This is a genomic window from Corynebacterium sp. HMSC069E04 (assembly GCF_001813175.1).
Classification (GTDB): Bacteria; Actinomycetota; Actinomycetes; order Mycobacteriales; family Mycobacteriaceae; genus Corynebacterium; species Corynebacterium aurimucosum.
Map to the genome: position 1 here is coordinate 81,036 of NZ_KV811688.1, position 26,555 is coordinate 107,590.

The window sequence follows — 26,555 nt, forward strand, 5'->3', positions numbered from 1 at the left end:
CGCAAATCCACACAAAATGTCCCTTAAGCCTCAAATTTGGATCATATGAAGCCAAAATGTAGCCACGGAGGCCGATATTGCACTGGATGAAACAATCCCCCGCAACCATTCATACTGGTCACGGGGGATTTTATGTGGAGCCGCCTGCGAGAATCGAACTCGCGACCTTCTCATTACGAGTGAGATGCTCTACCGACTGAGCTAAGGCGGCACGATGCAGTGTGTATATGCACCGCGTGAGAGTCTAGCCTAGGCCAGGGCTGAGAAAGAAATCGGGCTGCTTGATGTGGGGCACGCACAGCAAATGCTGCAAGTTAGCGCGCACCGCAGGCTAGGCGCAGGCGGCCCACCATGCCGTCGAAAGCCACCTGCGGGGTGACGTTCTGCGGCAGCTGCTCACGGCAGGTGCGAATGGCGGACTGGGCGGCCAGCAAGCCATCTTCGCTCACACGCTGGGCAAGTTCGCCGGCCAGGCCCGCGAAGTCCGGGTGGGTCATCTCCACCTCAGCACCAACCTTGAGCATGAGCGCATCGCGATAAATACCGGCGAGATCCACGAGGGCGATATCGAGGCCGTCGGAGATGCGGCGCTTAGCGCGCTTCTTGTGAAGCTCCTCCATATCCTTCAGGGCACTGCGGGCGTCGCGCTGCGCCTTCGTCGCGCCCTTGCCCTTGGCGCCGACGCCGAAGGATTGTTCAATCTTGGATCGCTCCGCCTCCTCCGCCGCCGCGTGGGAGTCCTTGGCCTCCTTCTCAATGAATTTCAGCAGCGCTGTGACGGATTGAAAGGCCTGGGAGCCGTGAAAGACATCCTCGGCCAGGTTGATGGCCATGGCGCGGCGCTTCTGCGCGGCGGGTTCGTTGACCAGGTGTCGCGCGCGCCCCACGTGGCGCAGGGTGGTCACGGCGGCCAGGCGCGCGTCATCCTCGCTGGCGCCTTCGGCGACGAGCTGCTTGACCACACCCTCCACGCTCGGCGCCGGGATATAAAGGTGGCGGCAGCGGGAACGCAGAGTGACCGAGAAGTCCTCCGGATCCTCCGAGGGCGCGACCATAATGATGACGGTGCGCTCCGGCGGCTCCTCCACGGTCTTGAGCAACGCGTTGGCGGCCTCGTTGCGGAGGCGATCTGCCTTGTTGAAGATGACCACGCGCCAGGGTGCAACACTCGGCAGGCTGGCCGCGCGCCCAATGACCTCGCGGGCCTCGCCGACCGTAATGAACTGCTCCTGCGGGTCCACGTAGACCAAGTCGGTGTGCTCTTGATTGTCCAGGACGCTTTGACAGGAGGGACAGCGCCCGCATCCGGGGTTGCCGTTCTCGTCGGCAGACGTGCACATGAGTGCTGCGGCGAAACACTGCGCCGCCAGCGAGCGGCCGGCACCGGGAGGACCGGTAAAGAGCCAGGAATGGCTCATCGCCCGCGGGTCACCTTCGCCCCGTGCCGCGCGGGCAGCACTGAGGATGGTGTGGGCGACGGAGGGGGCGTCGGCAAGCCTTTCTGCAACGCTTGATGTATTCACTCGCCCTAGCCTACTGGGATAACTAAAGTGAGTAACCATGAATAGACTGATGCGTGGCGCCCGCTGGTTATGGGGTACTCAATGGCCGATGTACGCCGCGCTCGTCCTTGGCTCCAACATCATCGGTGCCATTGCGATCATGACCTTCGTGGTCTTCTTTCTCCCCATGCCGGAGATCTCCGACTTCATCGCCCACACGCCCCACCTGTGGACCTATGGCACGTTGTTCGTGACCTTCGCCGTCATCATCGGCATCGCGGTGACCCTGCGACTATTCCGGCCGGTGCTGGACTGGCAGCGCAGTCCCGATGACCATGATCCCAATATGGTGCGCAACTTGGTCTTGCGCATCCCGCTCTACCAATCTGGCGTGGCCGCAGGTGTCTGGCTGCTGGGCATTCTTTTGGCGGTGATATTAGCGGGCCAGCACTCGGCACGGCTGGCCGTGGTCGTCGGTGTTTCTGCTGCACTGGCCGGCGGCCTCATCGTTCTCCTGACGTACCTGCAGGCGGAGCGCCTCGTGCGCCCCGTGGCGGCGGAGGCCGTGGCCCGGCGCTTTGAGGATTCCACCCTGGAGCCGCCGATTAAGTACCGTCTGCTTTCCACGTGGCTCATGACCTCCGGCATCCCGCTCATCGGCATCATCCTGGTGCACCTGGGCCAGAAAATGGGGATGTTCACCGCCGATACCGCCGATATCATCCCCGCCATCATCGCGCTGAGCATCACGGCGCTGGGCACGGGGCTTATCGGCACCATGTTCGCCATGATGAGCGTGGTGGACCCCATCCTGGAGCTACAGGACGCCATCAACCGCGTGCGCCGCGGCGAGAACGACGTCCAGGTAGACATCTACGACGGCTCTGAGCTCGGTGTTCTTCAAGCTGGTTTCAACGAAATGATGCGCGGCCTGCGTGAGCGCCAGCGCGTGCGCGACATCTTCGGCCGCTATGTCGGCACTGAGGTGGCACAGCGCGCCTTGGAGGAGCGCCCGGAGCTAGGCGGCGAGGACCGCAAGGTGGCGGTGCTGTTTATCGACGTCATCGGCTCCACCACCTTCGCCGTCAACCACACCCCGGAGGAGGTCGTGGAGGAGCTCAACAAGTTCTTCGAGCACGTCGTTGAGGTGGTACACCGCAATAAGGGCATCATCAACAAGTTCCAGGGTGATGCTGCTCTGGCCGTGTTCGGCGCCCCACTGACGGTCTACGATGCCAACTCCATGGCCCTGCAGGCTGCCCGCGAACTGCGCCAGGAACTGCGCGGGCTGCGACTGCAGGCAGGCATCGGCGTGGCCGCGGGCCACGTGGTGGCCGGCCACATTGGTGGTGCGGATCGCTTCGAGTACACCGTTATTGGTGATGCCGTCAATGAGGCCGCACGCCTTACCGAGCTGGCCAAGGACACGCCCGGCCAAGTGCTCACCAACTCCGCCACGCTGCGCGGCGCTAACGAGGCCGAGCAAGCGCGCTGGACACTGATGAAGTCTATCGAGCTGCGCGGGCGTCGCCGCATGACGCAACTGGCGCGCCCTATCCGCCCGACGCTGGCGGAGCGCGCCCTCGGATAAATAAGTCTTTGTGATTCTGGTAGTTTCGGGGCCATGCCCCATCAGCCACACCAGCCCCATCCGCCACGCCAGACCTCGAGTCCTCGCCTTCTCGTCCCCGACGTCGCCCGCGGCATGGCTCTGCTAGGCATTGCGCTGGCAAACGTCTGCACCGCGTGGATTATGAACGACGGCAATGGCCCCGATGCTTATTTCGGCGGCGTCGACTCCCTCGCAGACAAAATCTACGTGGTCTTTGCCGCCATGTTCATTCACGTGCGCGGCCTGCCGATGTTCTCCACGCTCTTAGGTTTCGGCGTGGGGCTTATCGCAATGAGCTTATGGCGGCGCGGCTTCCCGCTTCTCCGCGCACAAGCCGTGCTGGCAAAACGCTATGGCTTTCTCGCCCTGTTCGGCGTCTTGCACTGCCTCTTTCTCTTTTCCGGCGACATCATGATCCTCTATGGCGCGATGGGCATGCTCATCGCACTGCTGCTTTCTTTAACTGACAAGCTCCTCATGCGCGTGGCCTACGGGCTTTGTTCGCTGCTGGTTGTGTCGGGCATCGGAATGGGTATTGGGGCCGCATTCATCGATACTTCAGATTTCGATTTCAGCGGCTTTACTGCCGCCGACTCCTATTGGGAGCTGCTGGGTGAGCAGGCCATCATGGTCGGCGCCCAACTGATGTCCATCCCCCTAACCGGCGCCATGGTCCTGCCGGTTATGCTCGTGGGCTTCGTGTGGGCGCGCCGCGGCACTCTGGCCGGGGGCCATCATCGCGAGCTATGGGCGTGGACACTGGTGGCTGTAGCCATCATTCTCTTCCTCGGCCTGCCTTGGGGCTTGTCGACGATTGGGGTGCTGGATCCAGCGCTGGCAGATCCCCTCAACGCAGCAAATAGCTGCATCGGAATGCTCACCGGGCCGGGCATCGTGGCGGCGGCGACACTTGCCCTGGAACCCCTACAGCGCCGTGGTGCGCGCCCGTGGTTCCTGTGGCCGCTCATCGCACTGGGCAAGCGTTCCATGACCGGCTATGTACTGCAGTCCGTGTTTTTCCTGGCGCTGGTCTACCCCTTCACCCTCAACATTGGACCGGAGTTCAGCGCCGCAGGCCAAGCAACGTTGGCCGCCGGGGTATGGCTAGCAACGCTTATCATCGCCTGCGCGCTCGAGGCCGCAGGCAAGCCTGGGCCCTTCGAGTGGGTGCACCGCCGCTTGTCCTACGGCAAGACAATGCGCCCGGAATTAGGCGCGACGTCTAATCCCGGCCCTTCCGCGCCAACCCATCCACCAGCAGTACCAGGCCTACCGTCTGCGCCGCCGACTGCGCCGCATCCAGGGCCCGGCCACGCAGGCCCGCATCCTGGCGCTGCTCAACCGGGTTCAGGACCGTCAGCGCCTCAGAGGCCAGAAGCAGGTTAGCGCCATGACTCAGCCCTTGCGTGGCTTCGTCGGCGCGGAGCTTCTCATCACCGGCTAGCGCGGAGAGAGCGGCCGCCGGGATTCCGGCGACGGCCGTGGCGAGGCGCTCACTCCGGGTGCGCGAGAGCGCAATGCCTGCGGCCCACGCTCCGGCGCGCAGACCCCAGCCCACCGCATCATTGCGCGCGCCGCGCAGCGCCCACGCGAAGGATGCGTATTGTGCGCTCACACACGTCACGCTGAACATCGTTGGTGCACCGCGCTTGGCGGCCTGCCCCAGGCATGCGGCGATGAGCCCCACGTGGGTCTCCGGTGCGCAGTCCGGGCGCAGGGCCAGCAGCACGGGTACAGCGGCCGTCGTGGCCACACCGAGCGTGCGCCACTTAAACAGGCGTGACCAGACAGCAGTCTCCCCCGCGGCGAGCGCGCCGAGGGTGACGTGATCGCGGCCAGTAAAGGCCGGGCCCGCCGCGCGCAGGAGAGCCTCGGTGCCTTCCTGGGTGCGGGCCACCATATCGCGGGCGAAGCTGGTCTTCATGTCCTGCTACTTCCTACGTGATCCGGCCTTGACCACGTTCTTGGTGCCCGGCGAAGGCTTCTTCGTGGCCTTCTTGGTCGACTTCTTCGTGGCCTTCTTCGTCGATTTCTTGGTCGACTTCTTGGTGCTCTTCTTCGTCGACTTCTTCGCACCACCGTTCGCGGCATCCTTGGCGCGGCGCTCGGAGAGGAGCTCGTTGGCGCGGGCGTCGGTAAGCTGCTCCGGGTCGTCACCACGGCGCAGCGAGGCATTCGTCGTGCCGTCGGTGACGTACGGGCCAAAGCGACCGTCCTTGACCGTCATCGGCTTACCGGACACGTCGTTATCACCCAGCTGCTTAATCGGCGGCTGCGCGGCCGCACGGCCGCGGCGCTTCGGCTCCGCGTAGATGCGGCGCGCCTCATCCAAGGTGATGGAAAAGATCTGCTCCTCCTTGGCCAAGGAACGGGAGTCCTTGCCCTTCTTTAGGTACGGGCCATAGCGGCCGTTCTGCGCGGTGATGACCTCGCCATCCGAGGGGTCCACGCCCACCTCACGCGGCAGACTCAGCAGCTTCAGTGCTTCCTCGAGGGTGACGCTGGCCGGCTCCATCGAGGCAAAAAGCGAGGCCGTGCCTGGCTTGAGCTTCTCCTCGACGTACTCAGCAATGCGTTTTTCCTTCTGCTTCGCCGCGGTCTTGGTCTCCCAGTTCTTGGCGCGCTTGCCTTCGGCGGCGCGCTGGGCGTCCTCCGCGGCGCGCTCTTCCTTGACGATCTCCTCGGCTTCGGCCTCGGCCTTCTCGCGTTCGTCGTCACGCACCTGCTCGGTCACGTACGGCCCGAAGCGGCCCTCCTTGGCCACGATGGTGCGGCCATTCTCCGGGTTCTGGCCCAGCTCGCGCCCACCCTGCGGGGTGGCGAAAAGCTTCTCCGCCAAAGCCTCGTTGAGCTCATCCGGGGTGACCGTCTCCGAGAGGTTAGCGCGCTGGTACTCCACCGTGCCGTCCTCGTTGGTGCCCACGGCGCGCTCAATATACGGCCCGTAACGGCCCACGCGCACGAAGACATCGCGACCTTCGGCGTCGGTGTAAAGACGCAGCGAGTTGACCTGGCGGGCATCGATAGCCTCCAGGTTGATGTCCACCAGGGACTTCAGGCCGCCGTGGCGGGCAATGGATGCGGCCTTCCGCTCGCCGGCCTCCGTGTTGCCGAAATAGAAGTTAGTCAGCCAGGCCGTACCGTTCTCCGAACCGGCAGCAATGGCATCGAGCTCGTCCTCCATGGAGGAGGTGAAATCGTAATCCACCAGCTCGGTGAAATTATTCTCCAGCAGGCCCACCACCGCGAAGGCAACCCACGAAGGCACCAGCGCGTTGCCGCGGGAGAGCACGTAGCCGCGGTCCTGGATGGTCTTGATGATGGAGGCGTACGTCGACGGGCGCCCAATGCCCAGGTCTTCCATCTTCTTGACCAAGCTGGCCTCGGTATAGCGCGCCGGCGGGTTGGTGGAGTGGCCGTCGGCAGTAACCGCAGCGGTCTGAAGCGTGTCGCCCTCGTTGAGGTGCGGCAGGCGCGACTCTTCCTTCGAGCCCTTCGCCGCCACGTCCTCGTAGGCCTTGAGGAAGCCCGGGAAGGTAATCGTGCGGCCGGTCGCAGAAAAGTCGGCGTCATGACCACCAGCGCTCACGGCCGCGGTCACCTTCATCGAGGTTCCCTTGGCATCGGCCATCTGGGAGGCCACGGTGCGCTTCCAGATTAGCTCGTAGAGCTTGTATTCCTCGGCGTCGAGCTGCCCGGCCAGCTGGCCCGGGGTGGCGAAACGTTCGCCGGCGGGGCGGATGGCCTCGTGGGCCTCCTGGGAGTTCTTCACCTTGCGGTCATACGTGCGCGGCCCATCCGAAACAAACTCCGCACCGAAGATGGAGGTGGCGGCCTCACGCGCGGCGTCTAGGCCCTGCTTGGACAGGGAGGTCGAGTCGGTACGCATATAGGTAATGTGACCGTTCTCGTAAAGGCGCTGCGCAATGCGCATCGTGCGCTCCGAGGTGTAGTGCAGGCGGCGGCCTGCCTCCTGCTGCAGCGTCGAGGTCATAAACGGTGCGGAAGGTTTGCGCGAATAAGGCTTGTGCTCAACGCTGGCCACCGTCATGGTGGAGCCTTCCAGCGCGTTGGCCAGCTGCTCCGCCTGGGCCTGCTTGACGACGACCACCTCGTCGCTCTTCAGCTCACCCCTATCGTTGAAGTCGCGGCCCGCGGCCACGCGCTTGCCATCAAGGGCGCTCAAGCGTGCGTCAAAGTCCGGTGTGGACTTGAGCGTTGCCGTGAGATCCCAGTACTCGGCGGGGATGAACGCCATGCGCTCTCGCTCGCGCTCGACGATGACGCGGGTAGCCACCGACTGCACGCGGCCAGCCGACAGGCGCGGCATGACCTTCTTCCACAGCACCGGGGAGACCTCGTAGCCGTAGAGGCGGTCGAGGATGCGGCGGGTTTCCTGGGCGTCGATGAGGTTCTCATCGAGCTCACGAGTATTTTCCGCCGCCTCCAGGATCGCGGACTTGGTGATCTCGTTGAAGACCATGCGGCGCACCGGCACCTTGGGCTTGAGCACCTCGAGCAGGTGCCATGCAATGGCCTCGCCCTCGCGGTCGGGGTCTGTTGCGAGATACAGCTGGTCGCATTCCTTCAGCTTGGCTTTAAGGTCGGCGACCTTCTTCTTCTTGTCCTGGCTGATGACGTACAGCGGGGTGAAGTTATCCTCCGGGTTAACACCGAGGCGCGCCCAGGATTCCTTCTTATACTTAGCGGGGACGTCGGCAGCGCCGCGGGGAAGGTCCCGGATGTGGCCGACGGAGGCCTCAACAATGTACTTATCGCCGAGATAAGGCTGAATCTTCTTCGCCTTGGTTGCTGACTCGACGATGACCAGGGTCTTCCCCGGGCCGATAGCTTCTGCCACTTCGACTTCATCCCTTCCGATGGTTAGTCCTCTGCTGGGCAATTGCCCCTAGAGTACACAGATAGAGGTTCACTCTAGTTATTCAGGCCAGTACGCGTCCACACAACAGGGGGTCTATACTGGCCGTCCGAGGATTCGCCTCACAGTACACAACCGGGAGACAGCGTGATTGCGTCTATTACTGCATGGTTCGAGGTCATCATGGCCACCCAGTGGATTTATCCGCTGGTGGGTTCGCTGATTTTCCTCGACTGCTTCTTCCCCGTGTTGCCTTCAGAGGTTCCCCTCAACATGGTTGGCGCTTGGTCTGGTTCCCAAGGTTTTCCCCACCTTCCCACCATGTTTTTCGTCGCGCTGGTTGCCGCCATTGTGGGGGATAACTTGTGCTTCTTTCTGGGAACGCGGCTCATTGGCCTTATAAATAGAGCCCAAAAAGGCACGAAGGCCTACGATGCCTTAACGTGGGTTAAACGCAACATTCGGCGCAGCGGCGGCGCGGCGATCATCATTGCGCGTTTCATCCCCTCGGCCCGGCTCTTCATGACGATTCTGCTCGGCTCGATGCGCTACCCGTGGCCGCTGTTTTTCTTCTTCGACACCTTCGGGGTGCTGCTGTGGGTAGCGCAGGCGCTAGCCATTGGTTACCTCGGCGGCGTGGCCTTCTCCGGCTCGCCCGCGATAGCCATGCTCATTTCCATCATCGCCGCGGTCATCATCGGCTTCGGCCTGCAAAAGGGGCAGAATAAGCTGCTGGAATGGTGGGATACCCGGCGCGGCTATGCCGAGTCCCCCTAAACCACCTCGACGTTGGTGGCCTGCTGGCCCTTAGCGTCTTCCCCAATCTCAAAGGAGACGCGCTGGTTATCTTCGAGAGTGCGGAAGCCGGTTCCTTGGATCTCGGTGTAGTGCACGAAGATATCGCCGGAGCCGTCCTCCTGCTCAATGAAGCCGTAGCCTTTTTCGGCGTTGAAGAACTTGACGGTACCGTATGCCATGATGAGTTGTCCTTTGCGGAAATAAAGTAGTGCAAACTAGTGCACCAGTGTGCCACGTTTGGACACCTACAGCAGATTAGTGGAGGCAAGCGTGAGTGAGAACCCTCTGGGTGAGGAGCTCGTCGAGCACCTTGTTGAGCGTTTCCCCGAGTCCGAGCTAACGCACTCCACCACCCTGCCCGCCCAGCCAGCGCGCTATGCCGAGTGGACGGAGTGGGTCCTGCCGGAGTTGCGGGCGGCGTTGGAGGAGCAGGGTGTGGCCAAGCTCTATGCCCACCAGGTCGCCGTGGCACAGGCCGCGTGGGAGGGGCGCGACGTGGTGGTGTCCACCGGGACGAGTTCCGGAAAGTCGCTGGGCTACCGTTTGCCCATCCTGTCCCGCCTGGCGCAGGATTCGACCGCGTGCGCGCTCTACATCACGCCGACGAAGGCGCTGGGTTCGGACCAGCTGCGCGCGGTGCTGGAGCTCACGCAGGATATCGCCGTGCTTCGCGACGTCCACCCCGCCCCCTACGACGGCGACACCCCCACCGAAGCGCGCGCCGGCATCCGGGATCAAGCGCGGTTCATCTTTTCCAACCCGGACATGATTCATTCTTCTCTGCTGGGGGCGCATCAGCGGTGGGCGCGGGTGCTGAGGCACTTGAAATTCATCGTCATCGATGAGGCGCATGCCTACCGCGGGGTTTTCGGGGCGAACGTGGCGCTGGTGGTGCGGCGTTTGCTGCGGCTGTGCGAGCACTATGGCTCGCGGCCGGTGGTAATTGCGGCTTCGGCGACCATGCGGGATCCCGCCCGGCATGCCGCGCGGCTAACGGGACGCGAGGTGCTCGCGGTGACTGAGGACGGCGCGCCGACGGGTGCGCGGACCGTAGCGCTGTGGGAGCCGGGCTTCATGGAAGGCATCGAAGGGCAGAACGGTGCCCCGGTGCGTCGCGCCGCTACGACGGAGGCAGCGTGGATGATGGCCGCGCTGGTGGCGCAAGGCGCGCGGACGTTGACCTTTGTGCGCTCGCGGCGCGCGGCAGAGACCACCGCGCTACGGGCAGCGGAGGAGCTCTCCGGGAGGCTGGGCAGGCCGGATTTTGCCCGCCGGATTGCAGCCTACCGTGCGGGCTATCTGGCTGAAGACCGCCGCGCGCTGGAGCAGGCACTGGATGATGGTTCCTTGCTCGGCGTAGCCACTACCTCGGCTTTGGAACTGGGCATTGACGTCGGCGGGCTGGATGCCGTGGTCACCGCTGGGTTCCCGGGTACGGTCGCCAGCTTTTGGCAACAGGCAGGACGCGCGGGCCGCCGCGGGCAGGGCTCTCTGGTGGTGTTGGTAGCCCGCGATGAACCGATGGATACCTACCTGGTTCACCACCCGGAAGCGCTGTTGGGCCGGCCGGTCGAGGCCAGCGTGTTCAACCCCGCTAACCCTTATATTCTGGGCGGACACGTGTACTGCGCGGCGGTGGAAAAGCCGCTGAGCGACGCCGACGTGGCCGCCTTCCACGCCGAGGACGTGGTCCACGACTTAGCCCAGCAGGGCTTGCTGCGGCGGCGCCCGCAGGGCTGGTTTGCCGCTCCCCTGCCTGCTGGCTCCAGCGAGCTCACCCCGGAGACCGCGCACACGGCCGTCTCGCTGCGCGGCGGCTCAGGCGAGGAGGTCATGATTGTCGATTCTTCCGACGGCCGCCTGCTCGGCACCATCGATGCAGCCCGCGCGGTCAGCCAGGTACATCCCGGCGCGGTGTACCTGCACCGCGGTGAAAGTTTCGTGATCGAGGAACTTCACCTCGGCGGAGGCGATGGTGGCGCAGCTCCCGCCGAGCCAGGCGTAGCCCTCGCCGTACCGAAGACGCCGGACTACACCACGCAGCCGAAGTCCACGACGGATATCCGCATCCTGCGCGAGGCCGATGACTTGGTGAACTACGCCCCCGGCCTGTGGGTGGCCAGCCTGGAGGTCGAGGTGACCGACAAGGTCACCGGCTACCAGGTTCGGCTTCCCGATGGCTCCGTGGGCGAGGATATCCCCCTTGACCTGCCGGAGCAGCGCCTGGTGACCCGGGCGGTGGCCTACACCATCGATCCGCTGGCACTCGCAGCGATGGGAGTCACCGCCGGGCGCACGCCAGGCACCCTCCATGCGGCCGAACACGCCGCCATTGGGCTGCTGCCGCTCATTGCCACCTGCGACCGCTGGGACATTGGTGGTGTGTCCACCGCCCAACACGCCGATACGGGCTTGCCCACGGTTTTCGTTTACGACGGCCATCCCGGCGGCGCCGGCTTCGCCGAGGAAGGCTTCCGGCGTTTCCCCGAGTGGATCAAGGCTACCTTTGAGGCCGTGCGCTCCTGCCCCTGCGAGTCCGGGTGTCCGTCGTGCGTGCAATCCCCCAAGTGCGGCAACGGCAATAACCCTCTGGACAAGGCGGGCGCGGTAGCGCTGCTCGGCGCGCTGGTCACCATGACCTCCTAGACCGGACCAGCGCGGGCGATGGCGCTGCGCCCGCGCAGCCGGGCAGTCACCTCCACGTCGCGCCCCTCGATATCGCAGGAGCCGAGCTCCGCGCCATTGAGCACGGCAACCTCCTCAGCCTTCGTGCAGGCGTCCCTGCCCTTGGCCACCTCCCACGCCCCCGATACCGCAGCGAGATCCGCCGCCACCTGCGCTTCGTGCCGCGCCACAACGAGCGACGCAACCGCCGCGACCGCCAACAACAGAGACGCCACTGCGGCGATGATCCCGGCGGCGACGACGGTGGCATAGCCCTCCTCACCCGCCAGGATCCGCACCCAGCTGCGCTGATGACGACTCATGGCTGCGCCCCTGCGGCCCCACCGGCTGCCATCTCCGCGGGAAACACCGCCTGCGCGCGCATGGTTCCCAGGGGTGCGGGCACGGCGGCCTGGGCGGTCATGAGTCCGGAGCTCTCGCTCACGGTGACCGTCACTCCCTCGCGCTGAAAGTCCACGCCGATAGCAGCGGAGCGAGCCGCAGCACCCGCGGCGTCAACGGCAGCGAGGTGGGCCGACAACGTGGCGATGCCGCCCACGATTCCCGCGGCGACGATGACGAGCGCGGACAACGACAGAGCCGCCTCGATGGTGACGGAGCCGGCGTCATCAAGCGCGCGCATTAGCCTGGAGAGTTGGACAGGGCGTCGGTGATGATGGAGGTAATGGCGCTGGTTACTTCACCGCCATTGACCACGGCATAGAGCACCGCGGCAAGCGCTGCAGCCGCGAGCGAACCCATAGCGTACTCAATCGTAGACATACCATCATCATTTCCTAATAGTGACTGGTAGTTTAACTTTTTCTGCATGTTTTACCTAGCTTTCTTTCCTGTGTTTGTGTAGGTTGCGTTTACTGAATTGGTGAGTGGTTAGTTGAGCGATTATTGGTATGAACGGGCCTAGAAAAGTTGCTGCCCCAAGCTGATAAGGACAGGTATCAACCCAAGGACCAGGAAGGCGGGAAGGAAACACACCGCCAGCGGTGCTGCAATGAACACGCCAGCGCGCTCCGCCCGCGCGGTAGCTTGTGCCGAGGCTTCGGCACGCAGCTGCGCCACCAACCGGTGGCACCCAGTTGCCATGGCAGCGCCCGATTCACCAGACAGCTGCGTAAGCCGCACCAGTTCTTCCAAATGCGGCTGGCTGGCCAACGACGACCACGCAGTGTTCATGGGAACCCCTACCCCAATGAGTGCTGCCGCCTCCGACCACTGCGACGAGGCTTCGGCGACGGCCACCACGGCGCTTCGCGTGGAGAGTCCGGCCTCCAAACAAGCAGCGAAGAGCTCGAGGTCGCTGGCTGCTTCGAGCGCACTATAGTCCGCCGCTGGACCATCGCGCGGCGTCTTCGGGCGCGGCGTGCGCGACCCCGACTCGGCAATCCGCCCAGAGGGCGCAACAGCCGTGATAGCGAGTGCCGCGGCCATTAATGCAGTGGAGATATAAGTCAAGACCATCACTGCGCCGCCTTCCGCAGAATGAGGCGCGACCAGGCAAAGCCGGCGCAGACGAGTGCCACGCCGACGTCGAGAAGCACGCCCCCTAAGCCACCACCCAACAAGAACCCCAGAGAATCCGCACCCATCGCCCCACCCATGAGAATGCCCGCCAGCGGCAAGCACGCCAGGATAACCGCGGTGGCCTGCGGCCCCTGCAAAGAGGCAGCGGTCTCACCGGCATGGCGGCGCGCAGTATCCAGCTGGCTTTGGGCCTGCTCAATGAGACTCGCCAACGCCACGCCATGACGCCCCGAGAGCGTGAGCAGCGCTGCATAGCGCGCAACCTCCGGTGCATTGAGAGCAACCGCGGGTGAGCCCCCTTGCGCCGCGAGTCCCGCCGCTGTGCTCAACGCGTCGCGGAGACTCTCCGGAGTGGAGTCAGGAAGGGCATCTGCACCCCGACGCAGCGCGCCCGCCGTTGTCGAGCCCGCCCGCAGCTCAGCGGCAATAGATCCAAAATAGGAGGCGAGTGCCTCAGCACCGCGGCGCTGGCGCCGGGCGGCTGCCAGGTCATTGGCAAACCACAGCGCACAGGCCACAATGCCGCCCACCGCCACCACAACAGTGGGCCTGCCGAAAAAGACACAGCACCCGACCCCGAGGAAGACAGCCGCGGGTGCCAGCGAGCGAGGCTTCGGAGATTCCAGCCGCGTCACCGAGGCAGGCTGCGAGAGCAAACACGCCGCTGCAAGGAACAGCCACATCATGGTTCCACCCCCAACCGCGAACACAGCTGCGCAAACCCGGGAAGCGGGCCCTCTTCGGCCGTCCACACCAGCTGAGGCGTGACCGGGTTTCCCTCCAGCACGCCGAGGTGTGCGAGGCGTCGACCCTGCGGGGTACGCTCCATCCCAAGAACCACGTGCACTGCGGCCGCTAGCTGCGAGTGCAGCGCCACACGGTCGAGTCCTCCCAGCGCGGCGAGGGCCTCCATGCGGGCGGGTACTTCATCAACAGAGTTGGCATGCACGGTGCCAGCCCCACCATCGTGCCCAGTGTTGAGCGCGGCAAGCAGTTCCACTACCTCCGCGCCGCGGATTTCACCGACCACGATGCGGTCTGGGCGCATGCGCAGCGCTTGGCGGAGCAGGAGCGACATAGAAATCTCACCGCGCCCTTCCGCGTTAGCCCGGCGCGATACCAAGGTCACCACGTGCGGGTGATTCGGGGAAAGCTCCGGGGTGTCCTCGATGATGAGCAAGCGCTCGGTGACGGGCACGCACCCCAACAAGGCAGCGAGCAACGTCGTTTTGCCGGAGCCGGTCCCACCAGTAACCAGGAAGGATGCCCGGCGCTCAACCACGGCGCGCAAAACATGTTCCAGGCTGGATTCAATGCTGCCATTGGTTATTAACTCCTCTAGGCTGGTTTGCGCCTGGCGCAACACACGAAGGCTGATGCAAGTTCCGCTTGCTGAAGGAGGCGCAAGCAACGCGTGAAGTCGGATCCTCGTTCCATCGGGGCGGGTCAGGCGCCCATCGGCAAAAGGTTGCGCATCATCTAGCCGCACGCCCGCCACCGCAGCCAGCCGGGTAGCAAGCTGGCGTACTTCGGCGTCATCGGCAAAGCCGATATCACGCGGCTGCAGGCCCTGCCCGCAATCGACGAAACAGGAATCGGGGCCATTAACAACAACATCGGTCAGCCCCGGCAGCGATAGGACCGGTTCCAATAATCCTAAGCCCACGGAATCGTGGCGCAAGCGCTGCAGAAGGTCGAGCACATCGACATCGCTGATGACTCCGGCCTCCTGGCGAATGCGCCGCGCCAAGGCCGGTGCATCGTGGGCCAGCTGCGGCTCGGCGGCCACGATAGTGCGCATCGTATCGATCAGGTTCATGCCACGGCCTCCCACATCTGGCGCGCGGCACGCACAAGGGCTCGGGGCAGCTGACACGGCAGCCCACTGGTTTCCACCGTGCGGGTCAGACCACGGATCGTCGGCAACTCAGCGATGGGTTCTGCATGAGTCACCGTGGCAATATCGCTGGCGTCCAGACCCGCCCACTGGCGGTTGCGCACGACGACGGAGCACTCCTGCGGCCGGGCGCGAAGCTCTGCCACCAGCTGCGCGCAGGCGGCGGCTGCCCGCACCTCAGCGGCGGTCAGCACCACCACGTGATCCGCCGCATCGGGGATATCCCACGGGGGGCAATCCACCACCACGGTCCCCGAGTATAAACACGCAGCTTGCATAATGGCCGCGCGCCGGGTCGCGGTCATCTCAACCACCTCTGCGCTGGCAGACCTCGCCGCTGAGAGAACCGCGATGCCATCCGGAGTGGTGGGCAGAGCACGGACAAGGTCTGCTGCATCAACCGAACCGGTCCCCGCAGCGAGATCCGGCCACCGCGCGCCGGGCTTGTTCTCAATGCCGGTGAGCAAGTCGAGGCCGCCGGAATACGGGCTCGCATCAACCAGGAGGTCCGCGCCCGCCTCGCGGGCCAGCGCCACCGCCACGGTCGAGGCACCCAATCCCCCAGCGGAACCGGTCACCGCCAGGGTTATACCGGTGGACACGGTGGTCTCCGGAGTGGCGTCCGCAGCTAATGCGCCCAGGAGCTCTTTTGATTGGGCAGGAACGATGAAGGCGGCAGTCGCGCGGCAACAGAGTGCGGCCTCATAATCAATCGGCCCCGGATCCAGCGCCAGGAAATACACACGCGGATGCCCCGCCACGAGACGGGCTGTCAGCGAATCAGCTAAGACAGCATCCGCCTTCGGCAGGTGGCGGGAAAAGTCCCGCGGATCCTCGACGGTGCTCACTTCCGCAGTACTGGCAGCAGCCGCGGAAGCTGCTTCTGCTCGCAGTGCGGCATCCCCGACTGCGATAACTAGGTGAAACGTGCTCATGCCCGAAGCATGCGCGAGCACACCTACCACGCGCTAGGGCTTCCTAGCCGCCTGTGGATAACTCCGCAGTTTTCATCTATAGACGCCGGTTTTGATGACGTTTAAACAAATTTAACGGGGTTTAAAGCCTACAATTCACAGGGAACCCGCCACGTCGTGTCCTAAGAAAAACTCACAAGCCATACAACGGGCTTAGGCTTAGGGAAAGCCAAAAACAGACTTAAGGGACATTTCGTGTGGATAAACCGATACGGATTCCCGGAACAGCCTGGGATAATGCCTTGATCTTGATTTTGAATCGGTTCCAACCGCCCGATCTGTGAAATCAACACCGGATAACACTGGGGCTGTGGTAGGTAAGCCGCAACTGGTGCGGTTAGGCCAATTCCTATGGCGACGCCCGCACCAAAGCCCTGTACATCCACTGTAGCTAGACAGGCATCAAGACTTCGGACACGATCGGGAAAAGCGGCATACGCGGCCTGGACGAAAGAACAACTCAAACGGCGCGGCCACCCAGACGGGCGACCTGCCACATTCGACCCCTGCATCGACAATGAATGGAACCCCAGCTTAGGAATAAGAAAAGGCTGGGCCGGACGCTCCTAAATCCACACGAAATGTCCCTTAGTGCGACACGCCGCAAATCCACACAAAATGTCCCTTAAGCCCAAAAACATCAATAACCCCGGCGATTTACTCCTACTTTTGTAGTGCAGGGATCGTTCCGAGGCTTTCAACAGAAAAACTAGCATATCCATAATGAATAATCCAGAATCCGCCCTACTACCACTATCTCAGTGGTTTTCATCTGCGCGTATGAGCCGTTACGCTGCCCATCCAACTCCAGAAGCGCTATACCTTTGGAATACTCACCTTACAAAGACCTATCTCGCCGACATTGAGCATCTCGAAGTGCTCCTCCGCAATTGCATCCACACCGCCCTAACGCGCAGATACGACGAACGGTGGTTTGACAACCATCGAATAAATTTCAGCAGTGAAGCAGCCAAGAGCATCCACAAAGCAATGAAGAGAGCCGGAGGGAGGAAAGCACCACCAGGAAAAATCATCGCTGAACTCAGTTTTGATTTCTGGCGCTTCCTCTTAAGTAGCCACTATCAGGCGAGCATCTGGCCGCAGATAGAAAAGGCATTGAAGGTAAAACCCGACGACAGACAGCAATTCGAAGAACTTGTAGTCATTATTTACAAAATGAGAAACAGGTGCTCTCACCACGAATCAATCGTCCAACAACACAATATCCCTGGTGAAATCGCACATCTTGACTCTGTTGATAACGCTATCCACATGGTAGCGAAATTCATTGATCCCGAAGCCGCGACGTGGATCAAGGATAATTCCAGAGTGCCAGCTCTACGAGTGCAACGACCTTAGTCACATATCTGAATGCCACGGCAACACTGGGACTGGGGGCATGTTGGCTTAAAAGAGAAAGGTGATGGCCCGCGCCTCGGGGGGTGTGCGCGGGCCATCGGTAACCCGGCATCGGGGGGGTGCGCCGGGGCAGGCCGCACTGTATATCGGGGCCTTGCACAAGACATTATGGCACGCGAACCAAGAGATGACAACAGCGAAATCCAACATTCCTTGAGTTTTCTGGCAATATGTTTGCGCACTCCCGATTCTTCCTGCTAAGAGGCTACGATGAGCAGGGTAACTCGCACACCAACGGTAGGCCTTCCTCGATGACCGGTACCTCTTTTCCCACTGACGGCGCCACCCGCGCGGCCGCGTTCTTCGACTTGGATAAAACGATCATTGCCACGTCCTCTGCCTATGCCTTCGGCCGCGAGTTCATGCACAACGGGCTCATTACCCATGCCGAGGCGCTCCAACTGTCCTTAGCTAAAGCCAGCTATATGCTCGCCGGCCACAGCAGTGAGCACATGGACACCACCCGCGATCAGCTCGCCGCGATGGCCGCCGGCTGGTCCGTTCAGGAAGTCCACGACATCGCGGTGGAGACCATGCATTCAGTAGTCACCCCCGCCATTTATGCGGAGGCACGCGCGCTTATCGACGCCCACCGCGCCGCCGGCCACGATGTGGTGATCATCTCGGCGTCGGCAAGCGTGCTGGTCGAGCCCATCGCGCAGGAACTGGGCATCGAGCACGTCGTGGCCACCGAGCTCGCCGAGGAAGACGGCCGGTTCACCGGAGAGATTCTGTTTTATTGCAAAGGCGCCGCAAAAGCTGAGGCCTTAGCCCGCATGGCTAAACAGCTCAACGTCGACCCCGACGTATCTTTTGCTTATTCCGATTCCGCCACGGATATCCCGATGTTAGAGCAGGTTGGCCACCCCGTTGCCGTGAATCCAGACCGCTTGTTAAAGAAGCATGCCCTTGCCCATGACTGGGAAATCCGCACGTTTAAGCACCCCGTTCCGCTCTTCACCGCGCCCAGCGCCCGCGAGTTCGGTATCGGCTCAGCGGTCGTGGCCGGCATAGCGGCCCTCGTGGTCGGCGGTGTTTTCTTTGCGCGGCAGCAGCTGCGTGATTAGGCCGCTTGCGCGATGCCGTCGGCTTCGCGGGCGCCGGCTTCCCAGGCGTCGAAAAGCAGCGTGATAAGTGCCGCCGGATCTTCCTCGTAAGTATCCAGTGCCGCACGGTAGTCCGCGCGATGCCGGTTGAGGTAGGTCTCAGGCACGGCAAAGCCCCGCGGATCGAAACCGGTATGGATGGCTGCGGTGCGCGCGGCAACGAGCGCCACGACTGTGCTGCGCGCACCGAAAAACGAGCGCGCGGCAATCTCCGCGTGCAGCACCACCGGTAACAAGCGGTCAAAATCCACACCGGCCCCGCGCGTGATGAGCTGTGCTAGCGCCTGCGCCACCGCCGGATTCTGATCAGGGTGGCCCGCGCCACCCGCCGCAACATCAATGCTGGCCAGGATCTGCAGCGGAGCCCGCGCGAAGGTGCGCACGGTAGCAGCCTGTTTTTCGGGGGCAAGGAGGGAATAAGCGCTGACCGCGGGCGGGATACCGTCAGCCTCAAGCGGCGCACCGTCGATCGCCGCGGCCGCCCGCGCACCGCGCAAGAGCGACTCTGAAGAAATGACGTCGAACTTGCGCAAGCCCGCGGGCCGGCGGTGCACGCGCGCTAACGCTGAGGCGGCAGAAGCAGCTTTATCCTTCACCCCAGAAAGGGCCATCAGCGGGGTCAGCGGGTCAGAATGCGGCATACCCATTACAATAACGCCGTACCCACTTTGCGGGCCGCACCACATGAACGCTGGAAAGTTCATTACTATGGCCGATATAGATTGCGACAAAACAGTAGGAGTATTTAACCGTGAGCAACGACGGACTATTCACTGACGGGTCCAACAAGTTCGCCCCGAAGGTAGACAGCATTCCCTTGAGCGATGCGGATACCTCCCGCCGTGGCGAAGCATCCATCGGCCAGCTCGTATCCAACGCCACCGAGCAGATGTCCCAGCTGGTTCGCTCCGAGGTCGAGCTGGCCAAGACAGAGCTCGCTGCTTCTGCCAAGAAGGGCGGCATCGGCGCGGGCATGTTCGGCGTGGCCGGCACCGTGGCTCTGTATAGCTCCTTCTTCTTTTTCTTCTTCCTGGCGGAGCTGCTCGCCGTGTGGCTCGACCGCTGGGCTGCCTTCCTGATTGTCTTCCTCATCATGGTCGTCCTGGCCGCCGTCGTGGCCTTCATCGGCTTCAAGCAGGTCAAGCAGGTCAAGGCCCCGGAGAAGACCATCGAGTCCACGAAGGAACTCAAGAAGCTGGTACCGGGTAAGGCTGAGAAGTCCATCGAGCGTGGCCTCTACACCTAAACCTTTAAGGTCCTTTTCAATCTCCCGCCCCGAGCACATGCGTTCGGGGCGGATTTCTTCTGTGCACCCTTCCCACGAAAGGCCCGCCCATGAATCCCCTACCGCCCTCCGTAGTGGAGCTTGACGGCCCCTTTGAGCACGAGTTCCTGCACACGCGCGGCATCCGCCTGCACGCCGCTACCGCTGGCGACCCGGATAACCCGCTGGTGCTGCTGCTCCATAGTTCCTTTGGTGGGTGGTTCGACTTCCGGAATGTCATTGCCCCGCTTGCCGCCGCAGGCTTCCACGTCGCCGCCCTAGACATGCGCGGCTTTGGCATGTCCGACAAACCACCGCTCGAACCCGGCCAGGATATCCGCGTGGCGGTTGGCGATGTCAGCGGTGCCATCCGCGCACTGGGCCACGATGACGCCTACCTGGTTGGCGCGGATACCGGCGGTGCGGTGGCCTGGGCGCTGGCTACCGAGCGGCCCGAGCGGGTACGCGGGCTGGTTTCTGTTTCGGCAGCACACCCGGCTGATTTACGCCGCGCTATCGCCGCGCGCCCCTGGGATTTTGGGTGGGTTCTCCTGCGCGCAGCGTTGTGCCGCCTGGGAAAAATTGGCGCTCCGAGCCTCCTGCTGAGAGAGTCCACTTACCTCCGGGAGATGGATCTCGACGCCCTCGGATCCTTCAGCGGCGCCGAGCGCGAGGAGGCCCTGCGCCTGCGCGTGACGTCGTCACGCATAGGAAACGTCCGCCGGGGAATCATCTGGAACCACCGACTGCGTACCGCTGTGGTTCCGCTGAGTTGGCTCGAGCTCACCGTGCAGTGCCCGACGCTGTTCATTCATGCCGATCAGATGCTGTGGCGGCCGGTGGCGCGGCGGGCTGCGCGGCGCTGCCGTGGAGACTTCACCGCCACCACTATCCCCAATGCAAAGAACCTGCCCTATCTTGAGAACCCGCATGGTTTCGCCCAAACCATCATCCAATGGCTGCGAGATAGGTAACATTCAGCACCTCTCCGTGTCCCACCCCTCTCAGGGGGGTGGGACTTTTTTAATTCTTTGACAAAAGCGCAGGTTAAAGACAAATACCTACCAATCTATAGCTTTTATCACCGGACATATTTTTCAATTCCTTGTATATGAGACGAGCCACGCGGTAGCTTCATATAAAACCAACATCACAGGTTTTCTTCATCTTTCGCACTACGGAGGTCTAAGCCCCACATGACGCTCAAGAAGACACTCGCTGCTCTCTCTGTCGCTACCCTGCCACTCACCCTCGCGGCCTGTGGTGGCGACAACTCCGGTTCGGACTCCGCTTCCGGCTCCGGCGATGGCATCATCACTGTCAACGGCTCCGAGCCGCAGAACCCGCTCATCCCGGCCAACACCAACGAAACCGGCGGCGGACGCATCGTCGATTCCATCTACGCCGGCTTGGTCTACTACGACGGCGACGGCGAAGCCCAGAACGAGCTGGCTGAATCCATCGAGCCGAACGACGACAACACCGAGTTCACCGTCAAGCTCAAGGAGTCGAAGTTCTCCGACGGCTCCCCGGTGACCGCGAAGAACTTCGTGGATGCGTGGAACTACGCCGTGGCTAACGATCAGCTCAATGCTTCCTTCTTTGCCAACATCAAGGGCTTCGAGGAAGGCGTCAAGGAGATGGAGGGTCTCAAGGTCGTCGACGACCTCACCTTCACCATCGCTCTGAACAGCCCGGAGCAGGACTTCCCGGCACAGTTGGGTTACTCCGCGTTCTACCCGCTGCACGAGTCGGCCCTGGAAGACATGGATGCCTTCGGCCAGAACCCGATTGGCAACGGCCCGTACAAGCTGACCGAGTGGAACCACAACCAGGACGCCACCGTCGTCCCGAATGAGGAGTACAAGGGTGGCCAGACCCCGCAGAACGACGGCATCAAGTTCGTCTTCTACGCCTCTCAGGACGCTGCTTACGCCGACCTGCTCTCCGGCAACCTCGACGTCCTCGACGCCGTTCCGGACTCCGCTTTCGACGTCTACGAGGCCGACCTCGGCGACCGTGCAGTGAACCAGCCGACTGCTATCTTCCAGTCCTTCACCCTGGGTGAGAACCTCGAGCACTACTCCGGCGAAGAAGGCGTCCTGCGCCGCCAGGCCATCTCCCACGCCATCAACCGCGAGGAGATCACCGAGACCATCTTCAAGGGCACCCGCACCCCGGCCAAGGACTTCACCTCCCCGGTTATGCCGGGCTACTCCGAGGACATCAAGGGCAACGAAGTCCTTGAGTACGATCCGGAGAAGGCCAAGGAACTGTGGGCTGAGGCCGACAAGCTCAACAAGTGGGATAACCCGAGCCTGGAGATTGCCTACAACTCCGACGGTGGCCACAAGAGCTGGGTGGATGCCACCACCAACTCCATCAAGAACACCCTCGGCATCGAGGCTGTTGGCGCACCGTACCCGGACTTCAAGTCCCTGCGCGATGAGGTGACCAACCGCACCATCAAGACCGCCTTCCGCACCGGCTGGCAGGCGGACTACCCGAGCCAGGCCAACTTCCTGGCCCCGCTGTACAAGACGAACGGTTCCTCCAACGACGGTGACTACACCAACCCGGAGTTTGACAAGCTTCTCGACGAAGCCCTGACCTCCACCTCTGAGGAAGACGCCATCAAGAAGTACACCGAGGCCCAGGAAGTCCTGTTCAAGGACCTGCCGGCTATCCCGCTGTGGTACTCCAACGCCACCGGTGGCTACTCCGAGAACGTCGACAACGTCGTCTTCTCCTGGAAGTCCCAGCCGGTGTACTACAACATCACCAAGAAGTAACGCCACCCCTGGCCACTTCGCACGACCCCCGCAACCTCCATGGAGCGGGGGTCGCCCCGCGTTTTCACCCCCAAAGTGTGATTAGAAACGCGCTATAGATTTCTCGAAGCGTGGGATCACACATTAGAATTCTCGTAAGCTATGCCCCGCGTCCCGACGCTGGCAAGCACCTGCCCCACAACGAGTAAAGGACCACACTATGCTGCGCTATATCGGGCGCCGAGTGCTCCAGATGATTCCGGTGTTCTTCGGAGCTACCTTGCTCATCTATGCGCTCGTCTTCTTGATGCCCGGCGATCCTGTCGAAGCCCTTGGCGGTGACCGCGGCCTTACCGAGGCTGCCCGTGCCCGCATCGAGGCGGAATACAACCTCGACAAGCCGTTCATCATTCAGTATCTGCTCTATATCAAGGGCATCTTCATGCTGGACTTCGGTACGACCTTCTCCGGGGTTCCCGTAACCCAGGTGATGGCTAACGCCTTCCCGGTTACTGTGAAGCTGACCGTCATGGCCATTATCTTTGAGTCCGCCTTCGGCATCCTCTTCGGTGTCTTCGCCGGCATGCGCCGCGGGGGCTTCTTCGATTCCACCGTGCTGGTCATCTCCCTGCTCGTCATCGCGGTGCCTTCCTTCGTCATCGGCTTTGTCTTCCAGTACCTCGTGGGCATTAAGTGGGGCGTCTTGCCGGTTACCGTCGGCGCTAACGCCACAGTGAAGTCTCTCCTCATGCCGGCCATGGTGCTCGGCGCGCTCTCCTTGGCGTACGTCATCCGCCTGACCCGCCAGTCCGTGGCGGAGAACCTGCGCGCCGACTACGTGCGCACCGCCCGCGCCAAGGGTCTGTCCAACGGCGCGGTGACCCGCCGCCACGTGCTGCGCAATTCGCTGATTCCCGTGGCCACCTTCATCGGCGCCGACATCGGTGCGCTCATGACCGGCGCCATCGTGACCGAGGGCATCTTTGGCATCAACGGCGTCGGCGGCACCATGTACCAGGCCATTCTGCGTGGTGAGCCGACCACAATCGTCTCCTTCACCACCGTGCTGGTGATCATCTACATCATCGCCAACCTGCTCGTTGACCTCCTGTACGCCGTACTTGATCCGAGGATCCGCTATGCCTAATTTCGAGAAAACCACTCCCTACCCGGGCCAAGAGCACTTCGTCTCGGAAACCGATGAAACGGGTCTCGGCGCGGTCGATGCCGTCAAGGACGAGTCCGCGCCTTCCTCCCAGTGGGGGGAGGCATGGCGCTACCTGCGCCGTCGCCCACTGTTCTGGATTGCGGCCGTGATGATTCTCGTGGCCATCCTCCTAGCCATCGCACCGGGTCTTTTCACTAGCACCGACCCGCGCCTATGCGAGCTGTCCAAGTCCCTCGCCCCCGCCGAGCCAGGCCACCCCTTCGGCTTCAACCGCCAAGGCTGTGACATCTACGCCCGCGTGATTTACGGTGCGCGCGCGTCGGTAGCCGTCGGCGTCCTCACCACGCTGCTCGTCGTAGTGCTTGGTTCAATGATCGGTGCTATCGCCGGCTTCTTCGGCGGCTGGATCGACTCTGTTCTCTCCCGCATCACCGACATCTTCTTCGCCATCCCGCTGGTGCTCGCCGCCATCGTGGTCATGCAGATGTTCAAGGAGCACCGCACCATCGTCACGGTGGTCTTGGTGCTCGGCCTCTTCGGCTGGGTCTCCATTGCCCGCATCACGCGCGGCGCGGTGGTCTCCATCAAGAACGAGGAATTCGTGCAATCCGCGCGCTCCATCGGTGCGTCGAGCTGGCGCATCTTGTTCAGCCACATCCTGCCGAATGCGGCCGCGCCCATCATCTCCTACGCCACCGTGGCGCTGGGCACCTACATCGTCGCGGAAGCCACCTTGTCCTTCCTGGGCATCGGCCTGCCGCCGACGTTCGTGTCCTGGGGCGGAGACATCTCTGACGCGCAGGCTTCCCTCCGCGTCGCTCCGGCAGTCCTGTTCTACCCGGCGGGTGCTTTGGGCCTGACCGTGTTGAGCTTCATCATGATGGGTGACGTCGTCCGCGATGCACTCGATCCGAAGGCGAGGAAGCGTTAATGACTAAGCCACTTCTTGAAATGAAGGACGTCCATATCTCCTTCACCACCTCCACCGGTGTGGTTGAGGCAGTGCGTGGCGTCAACATGTCCATCTACCCTGGCCAGTCCGTGGCCATCGTGGGCGAGTCCGGTTCCGGTAAGTCCACCACGGCGATGTCCATCCTCGGCTTGCTACCGGGCACCGGCAAGGTTACCGGCGGCCAGATCCTTTTTGAGGGCGAGGACATCACTCACTACAACAACAAGCAATTCGAATCGCTGCGCGGTGACAAGATTGGCCTGGTCCCGCAGGATCCGATGTCCAACCTCAACCCAGTGTGGCGCATCGGCACGCAGGTTGAGGAGTCTCTCAAGGCCAACCACGTGGTGGAGGGTTCCAAGCGCCACGAACGCGTGGTGGAGCTTCTGGAGGAAGCCGGGCTTCCCGACGCCGAACGCCGCGCCAAGCAGTACCCCCACGAGTTCTCTGGAGGTATGCGCCAGCGCGCTCTCATCGCGATTGGCCTGGCCGCACGCCCGAAGTTGCTCATCGCCGACGAGCCCACCTCCGCCCTCGACGTGACGGTGCAGAAAACCATCCTGGATCACCTAGAGCACCTCACCGAGGAGCTGGGTAACGCGGTGCTCTTCATTACCCACGACCTCGGTCTGGCGGCCGAGCGCGCGGAGCACCTCATCGTGATGCACCGCGGCCGCATCGTCGAGTCGGGCCCCTCGCGAGAGATTCTGCGCTCCCCGCAGCACCCCTACACGCGCCGGCTTGTCGACGCCGCCCCCTCCCTCGCCTCCTCCCGCATCCGCGCGGCCAAGGAAGCTGGTGTGGAGGCCAAGGAGCTGAAGTCGGGTGAGGCGATCGGCGCCGCCTCCGAGTCTGGTTCCACCGCTGCAGATTCCGCTGCAGGTTCATCTTCCGCGGCTCAGGCCCCGGTCATCTCGGTTCGTAACCTCACCAAGGAATTCGATATCCGCGGCCAGCGCGGCGGCAAGAAGCTGCTGAAGGCCGTCGATGATGTCTCCTTCGACATCCGCCGCGGCACCACCCTTGCGCTGGTGGGCGAGTCCGGTTCCGGCAAGTCCACGGTGGCCAACATGGTGTTGGGTCTTTTGGAGCCGACCTCCGGCACCATCGAGTTTGAAGGCCGCGATACCTCGACGCTGTCGAAGAAGGAGCTCTTCAAACTCCGCCGCAAGATGCAGGTGGTCTTCCAGAATCCCTATGGTTCGCTGGATCCGATGTATTCGATTTATAAGTGCATCGAGGAACCTATGGCCCTGCACAAGGTGGGCTCGCGCAAGGAACGTGAGGCCCGCGTGGCCGAGCTTCTCGACATGGTCTCCATGCCCCGCTCCGCCATGCGCCGCTACCCCAACGAGCTTTCCGGCGGCCAGCGCCAGCGTATCGCCATTGCCCGCGCGCTGGCTCTTCGCCCGGAGGTCATCGTCCTCGATGAGGCTGTCTCCGCCCTCGACGTGCTGGTGCAGAACCAGATCATCCAGCTCCTCGCGGAGCTGCAGTCGGAGCTCAGCCTGTCGTATCTCTTCATCACTCACGACCTCGCGGTGGTCCGCCAGACCGCCGACGACGTAGTGGTCATGAAGAAGGGACAGGCCGTCGAACAGGGCACCGCCGACGATATCTTCGAAAACGCCCAGCAGGAGTACACCCGCAACCTCATCAACTCGGTTCCGGGCATGCACCTAGAAATCGGCACCGGCCACTAGCTCACGCACCACCCACGCCGACTGACCCGTCAACCGTCTTCCGGTTGGCGGGTCTCGTTCTTTAAGAGCTAAAGGGCCCGCTGCTCCCGCTGTATCTTGCGGCATGTGAACTGTGGTCTAGGATCTCCTAGTTTCCCGTCCCCCTTCTAACAGTTAGCGGGTTTAGTTCTTTAAGGGCTTAAGAGTCCCGGTACACCCCGCTGCATTTTGTGGCGCATTAGCCGTGGTCAGGGATCCCCGCGTACCTTGTTGTGGGTTGTGGGTGGTGTTGTCTTGAAGGATCGCCGATGTGCCCGCGAACCTT

Annotated in this window: 23 protein-coding genes, 1 tRNA gene and 1 pseudogene; 13 read left to right on the plus strand and 12 right to left on the minus strand. The window is 62.7% G+C overall.

Going from position 1 to position 26,555, the window contains the following annotated elements:
* Window positions 1–135: 135 nt before the first annotated feature.
* Window positions 136–211 (minus strand) — tRNA-Thr (locus HMPREF2896_RS09690).
* Window positions 212–314: 103 nt separating this feature from the next.
* On the minus strand, window positions 315–1,562 hold the full coding sequence (locus HMPREF2896_RS09695) for a DNA polymerase III subunit delta' (RefSeq protein ID WP_083311477.1): 1,248 nt from the start codon (window positions 1,560–1,562) through the stop codon (window positions 315–317).
* On the opposite strand from HMPREF2896_RS09695, the gene HMPREF2896_RS09700 reads away from it, so the two are divergent.
* Window positions 1,561–3,093, plus strand: a complete 1,533-nt coding sequence (locus tag HMPREF2896_RS09700; RefSeq protein WP_070444091.1) for an adenylate/guanylate cyclase domain-containing protein — start codon at window positions 1,561–1,563, stop codon at window positions 3,091–3,093. The two genes, HMPREF2896_RS09695 and HMPREF2896_RS09700, sit on opposite strands and share 2 nt — an antisense overlap.
* Window positions 3,094–3,126: 33 nt before the next feature.
* Window positions 3,127–4,500 carry a DUF418 domain-containing protein gene (locus tag HMPREF2896_RS09705; protein WP_083311478.1) on the plus strand — a complete coding sequence of 458 codons (1,374 nt, stop codon included), beginning with the start codon at window positions 3,127–3,129 and terminating at the stop codon, window positions 4,498–4,500.
* Window positions 4,501–5,044: 544 nt separating this feature from the next.
* On the opposite strand, the gene topA is transcribed toward HMPREF2896_RS09705, so the two are convergent.
* Entirely contained in the window at window positions 5,045–7,975 is a 2,931-nt protein-coding gene (gene topA / locus HMPREF2896_RS09710; protein WP_070719363.1) for a type I DNA topoisomerase, read from the minus strand.
* Between the two features lie 201 nt (window positions 7,976–8,176).
* Here topA and HMPREF2896_RS09715 point away from each other — a divergent pair, with 201 nt between their 5' ends.
* Window positions 8,177–8,770: a DedA family protein gene (locus HMPREF2896_RS09715; protein WP_371325890.1), complete on the plus strand. Its 594-nt coding sequence runs from the start codon at window positions 8,177–8,179 to the stop codon at window positions 8,768–8,770.
* Here HMPREF2896_RS09715 and HMPREF2896_RS09720 read toward each other — a convergent pair.
* On the minus strand, window positions 8,767–8,970 hold the full coding sequence (locus HMPREF2896_RS09720) for a cold-shock protein (protein ID WP_010189920.1): 204 nt from the start codon (window positions 8,968–8,970) through the stop codon (window positions 8,767–8,769). The two genes, HMPREF2896_RS09715 and HMPREF2896_RS09720, sit on opposite strands and share 4 nt — an antisense overlap.
* Before the next feature lie 91 nt (window positions 8,971–9,061).
* Here HMPREF2896_RS09720 and HMPREF2896_RS09725 point away from each other — a divergent pair, with 91 nt between their 5' ends.
* On the plus strand, window positions 9,062–11,437 hold the full coding sequence (locus HMPREF2896_RS09725; protein WP_070719366.1) for a DEAD/DEAH box helicase: 2,376 nt from the start codon (window positions 9,062–9,064) through the stop codon (window positions 11,435–11,437).
* Here the strand turns inward: HMPREF2896_RS09725 and HMPREF2896_RS09730 are convergent.
* From HMPREF2896_RS09730 to ssd, 7 genes are all read right to left on the minus strand, one after another.
* Window positions 11,434–11,778 carry an Rv3654c family TadE-like protein gene (locus HMPREF2896_RS09730; protein ID WP_070444106.1) on the minus strand — a complete coding sequence of 115 codons (345 nt, stop codon included), beginning with the start codon at window positions 11,776–11,778 and terminating at the stop codon, window positions 11,434–11,436. The genes HMPREF2896_RS09725 and HMPREF2896_RS09730 overlap by 4 nt on opposite strands.
* On the minus strand, window positions 11,775–12,098 hold the full coding sequence (locus HMPREF2896_RS09735; RefSeq protein ID WP_070711074.1) for a hypothetical protein: 324 nt from the start codon (window positions 12,096–12,098) through the stop codon (window positions 11,775–11,777). The genes HMPREF2896_RS09730 and HMPREF2896_RS09735 overlap by 4 nt, the downstream gene beginning before the upstream one ends.
* A complete protein-coding gene (locus HMPREF2896_RS09740) occupies window positions 12,098–12,286 on the minus strand; it encodes a DUF4244 domain-containing protein (protein ID WP_070711073.1) in 189 nt (62 codons plus the stop codon). The genes HMPREF2896_RS09735 and HMPREF2896_RS09740 overlap by 1 nt, the downstream gene beginning before the upstream one ends.
* A gap of 90 nt (window positions 12,287–12,376) precedes the next feature.
* Window positions 12,377–12,934, minus strand: a complete 558-nt coding sequence (locus HMPREF2896_RS09745) for a type II secretion system F family protein (protein WP_070711072.1) — start codon at window positions 12,932–12,934, stop codon at window positions 12,377–12,379.
* Window positions 12,934–13,683 (minus strand): type II secretion system F family protein, encoded by a 750-nt coding sequence (locus HMPREF2896_RS09750; protein WP_070719367.1) that lies wholly within the window; start codon window positions 13,681–13,683, stop codon window positions 12,934–12,936. Before HMPREF2896_RS09750 ends, HMPREF2896_RS09745 begins: the two co-directional genes overlap by 1 nt.
* Complete coding sequence (locus HMPREF2896_RS09755) at window positions 13,680–14,816, minus strand: TadA family conjugal transfer-associated ATPase (RefSeq protein WP_070645691.1); 1,137 nt, start codon at window positions 14,814–14,816, stop codon at window positions 13,680–13,682. Before HMPREF2896_RS09755 ends, HMPREF2896_RS09750 begins: the two co-directional genes overlap by 4 nt.
* Window positions 14,813–15,829 carry a septum site-determining protein Ssd gene (ssd, locus tag HMPREF2896_RS09760; protein WP_070719381.1) on the minus strand — a complete coding sequence of 339 codons (1,017 nt, stop codon included), beginning with the start codon at window positions 15,827–15,829 and terminating at the stop codon, window positions 14,813–14,815. The genes HMPREF2896_RS09755 and ssd overlap by 4 nt, the downstream gene beginning before the upstream one ends.
* A 406-nt stretch (window positions 15,830–16,235) precedes the next feature.
* Here ssd and HMPREF2896_RS12485 point away from each other — a divergent pair.
* The 3 genes and pseudogenes from HMPREF2896_RS12485 to HMPREF2896_RS09770 form a co-directional block, all read left to right on the plus strand.
* A pseudogene (locus HMPREF2896_RS12485) lies at window positions 16,236–16,438 on the plus strand (IS256 family transposase); the annotation flags it as partial.
* Between the two features lie 153 nt (window positions 16,439–16,591).
* Window positions 16,592–17,227, plus strand: a complete 636-nt coding sequence (locus HMPREF2896_RS09765) for an Abi family protein (protein ID WP_070444124.1) — start codon at window positions 16,592–16,594, stop codon at window positions 17,225–17,227.
* Window positions 17,228–17,538: 311 nt separating this feature from the next.
* On the plus strand, window positions 17,539–18,354 hold the full coding sequence (locus tag HMPREF2896_RS09770) for an HAD family hydrolase (RefSeq protein WP_070719370.1): 816 nt from the start codon (window positions 17,539–17,541) through the stop codon (window positions 18,352–18,354).
* Here the strand turns inward: HMPREF2896_RS09770 and HMPREF2896_RS09775 are convergent.
* Window positions 18,351–19,040, minus strand: coding sequence for an oxidoreductase (locus tag HMPREF2896_RS09775; RefSeq protein ID WP_070711069.1), 690 nt, complete (start codon window positions 19,038–19,040; stop codon window positions 18,351–18,353). The genes HMPREF2896_RS09770 and HMPREF2896_RS09775 overlap by 4 nt on opposite strands.
* Before the next feature lie 104 nt (window positions 19,041–19,144).
* Between HMPREF2896_RS09775 and HMPREF2896_RS09780 the strand changes: the two genes are divergently transcribed.
* The 6 genes from HMPREF2896_RS09780 to HMPREF2896_RS09805 all read left to right on the plus strand — a co-directional run bounded on the left by HMPREF2896_RS09780 (window position 19,145) and on the right by HMPREF2896_RS09805 (window position 26,251).
* Entirely contained in the window at window positions 19,145–19,639 is a 495-nt protein-coding gene (locus tag HMPREF2896_RS09780; RefSeq protein WP_070444132.1) for a phage holin family protein, read from the plus strand.
* An 89-nt stretch (window positions 19,640–19,728) separates the two neighbouring features.
* Complete coding sequence (locus tag HMPREF2896_RS09785) at window positions 19,729–20,631, plus strand: alpha/beta fold hydrolase (protein ID WP_070719372.1); 903 nt, start codon at window positions 19,729–19,731, stop codon at window positions 20,629–20,631.
* A 222-nt stretch (window positions 20,632–20,853) separates the two neighbouring features.
* Entirely contained in the window at window positions 20,854–22,449 is a 1,596-nt protein-coding gene (locus HMPREF2896_RS09790) for a peptide ABC transporter substrate-binding protein (RefSeq protein ID WP_070719373.1), read from the plus strand.
* 199 nt (window positions 22,450–22,648) lie between these two features.
* On the plus strand, window positions 22,649–23,575 hold the full coding sequence (locus HMPREF2896_RS09795; protein WP_070444140.1) for an ABC transporter permease: 927 nt from the start codon (window positions 22,649–22,651) through the stop codon (window positions 23,573–23,575).
* A complete protein-coding gene (locus HMPREF2896_RS09800) occupies window positions 23,568–24,527 on the plus strand; it encodes an ABC transporter permease (RefSeq protein ID WP_070719375.1) in 960 nt (319 codons plus the stop codon). Before HMPREF2896_RS09795 ends, HMPREF2896_RS09800 begins: the two co-directional genes overlap by 8 nt.
* Complete coding sequence (locus tag HMPREF2896_RS09805) at window positions 24,527–26,251, plus strand: dipeptide ABC transporter ATP-binding protein (protein ID WP_070645669.1); 1,725 nt, start codon at window positions 24,527–24,529, stop codon at window positions 26,249–26,251. Before HMPREF2896_RS09800 ends, HMPREF2896_RS09805 begins: the two co-directional genes overlap by 1 nt.
* Window positions 26,252–26,555: the final 304 nt, after the last annotated feature.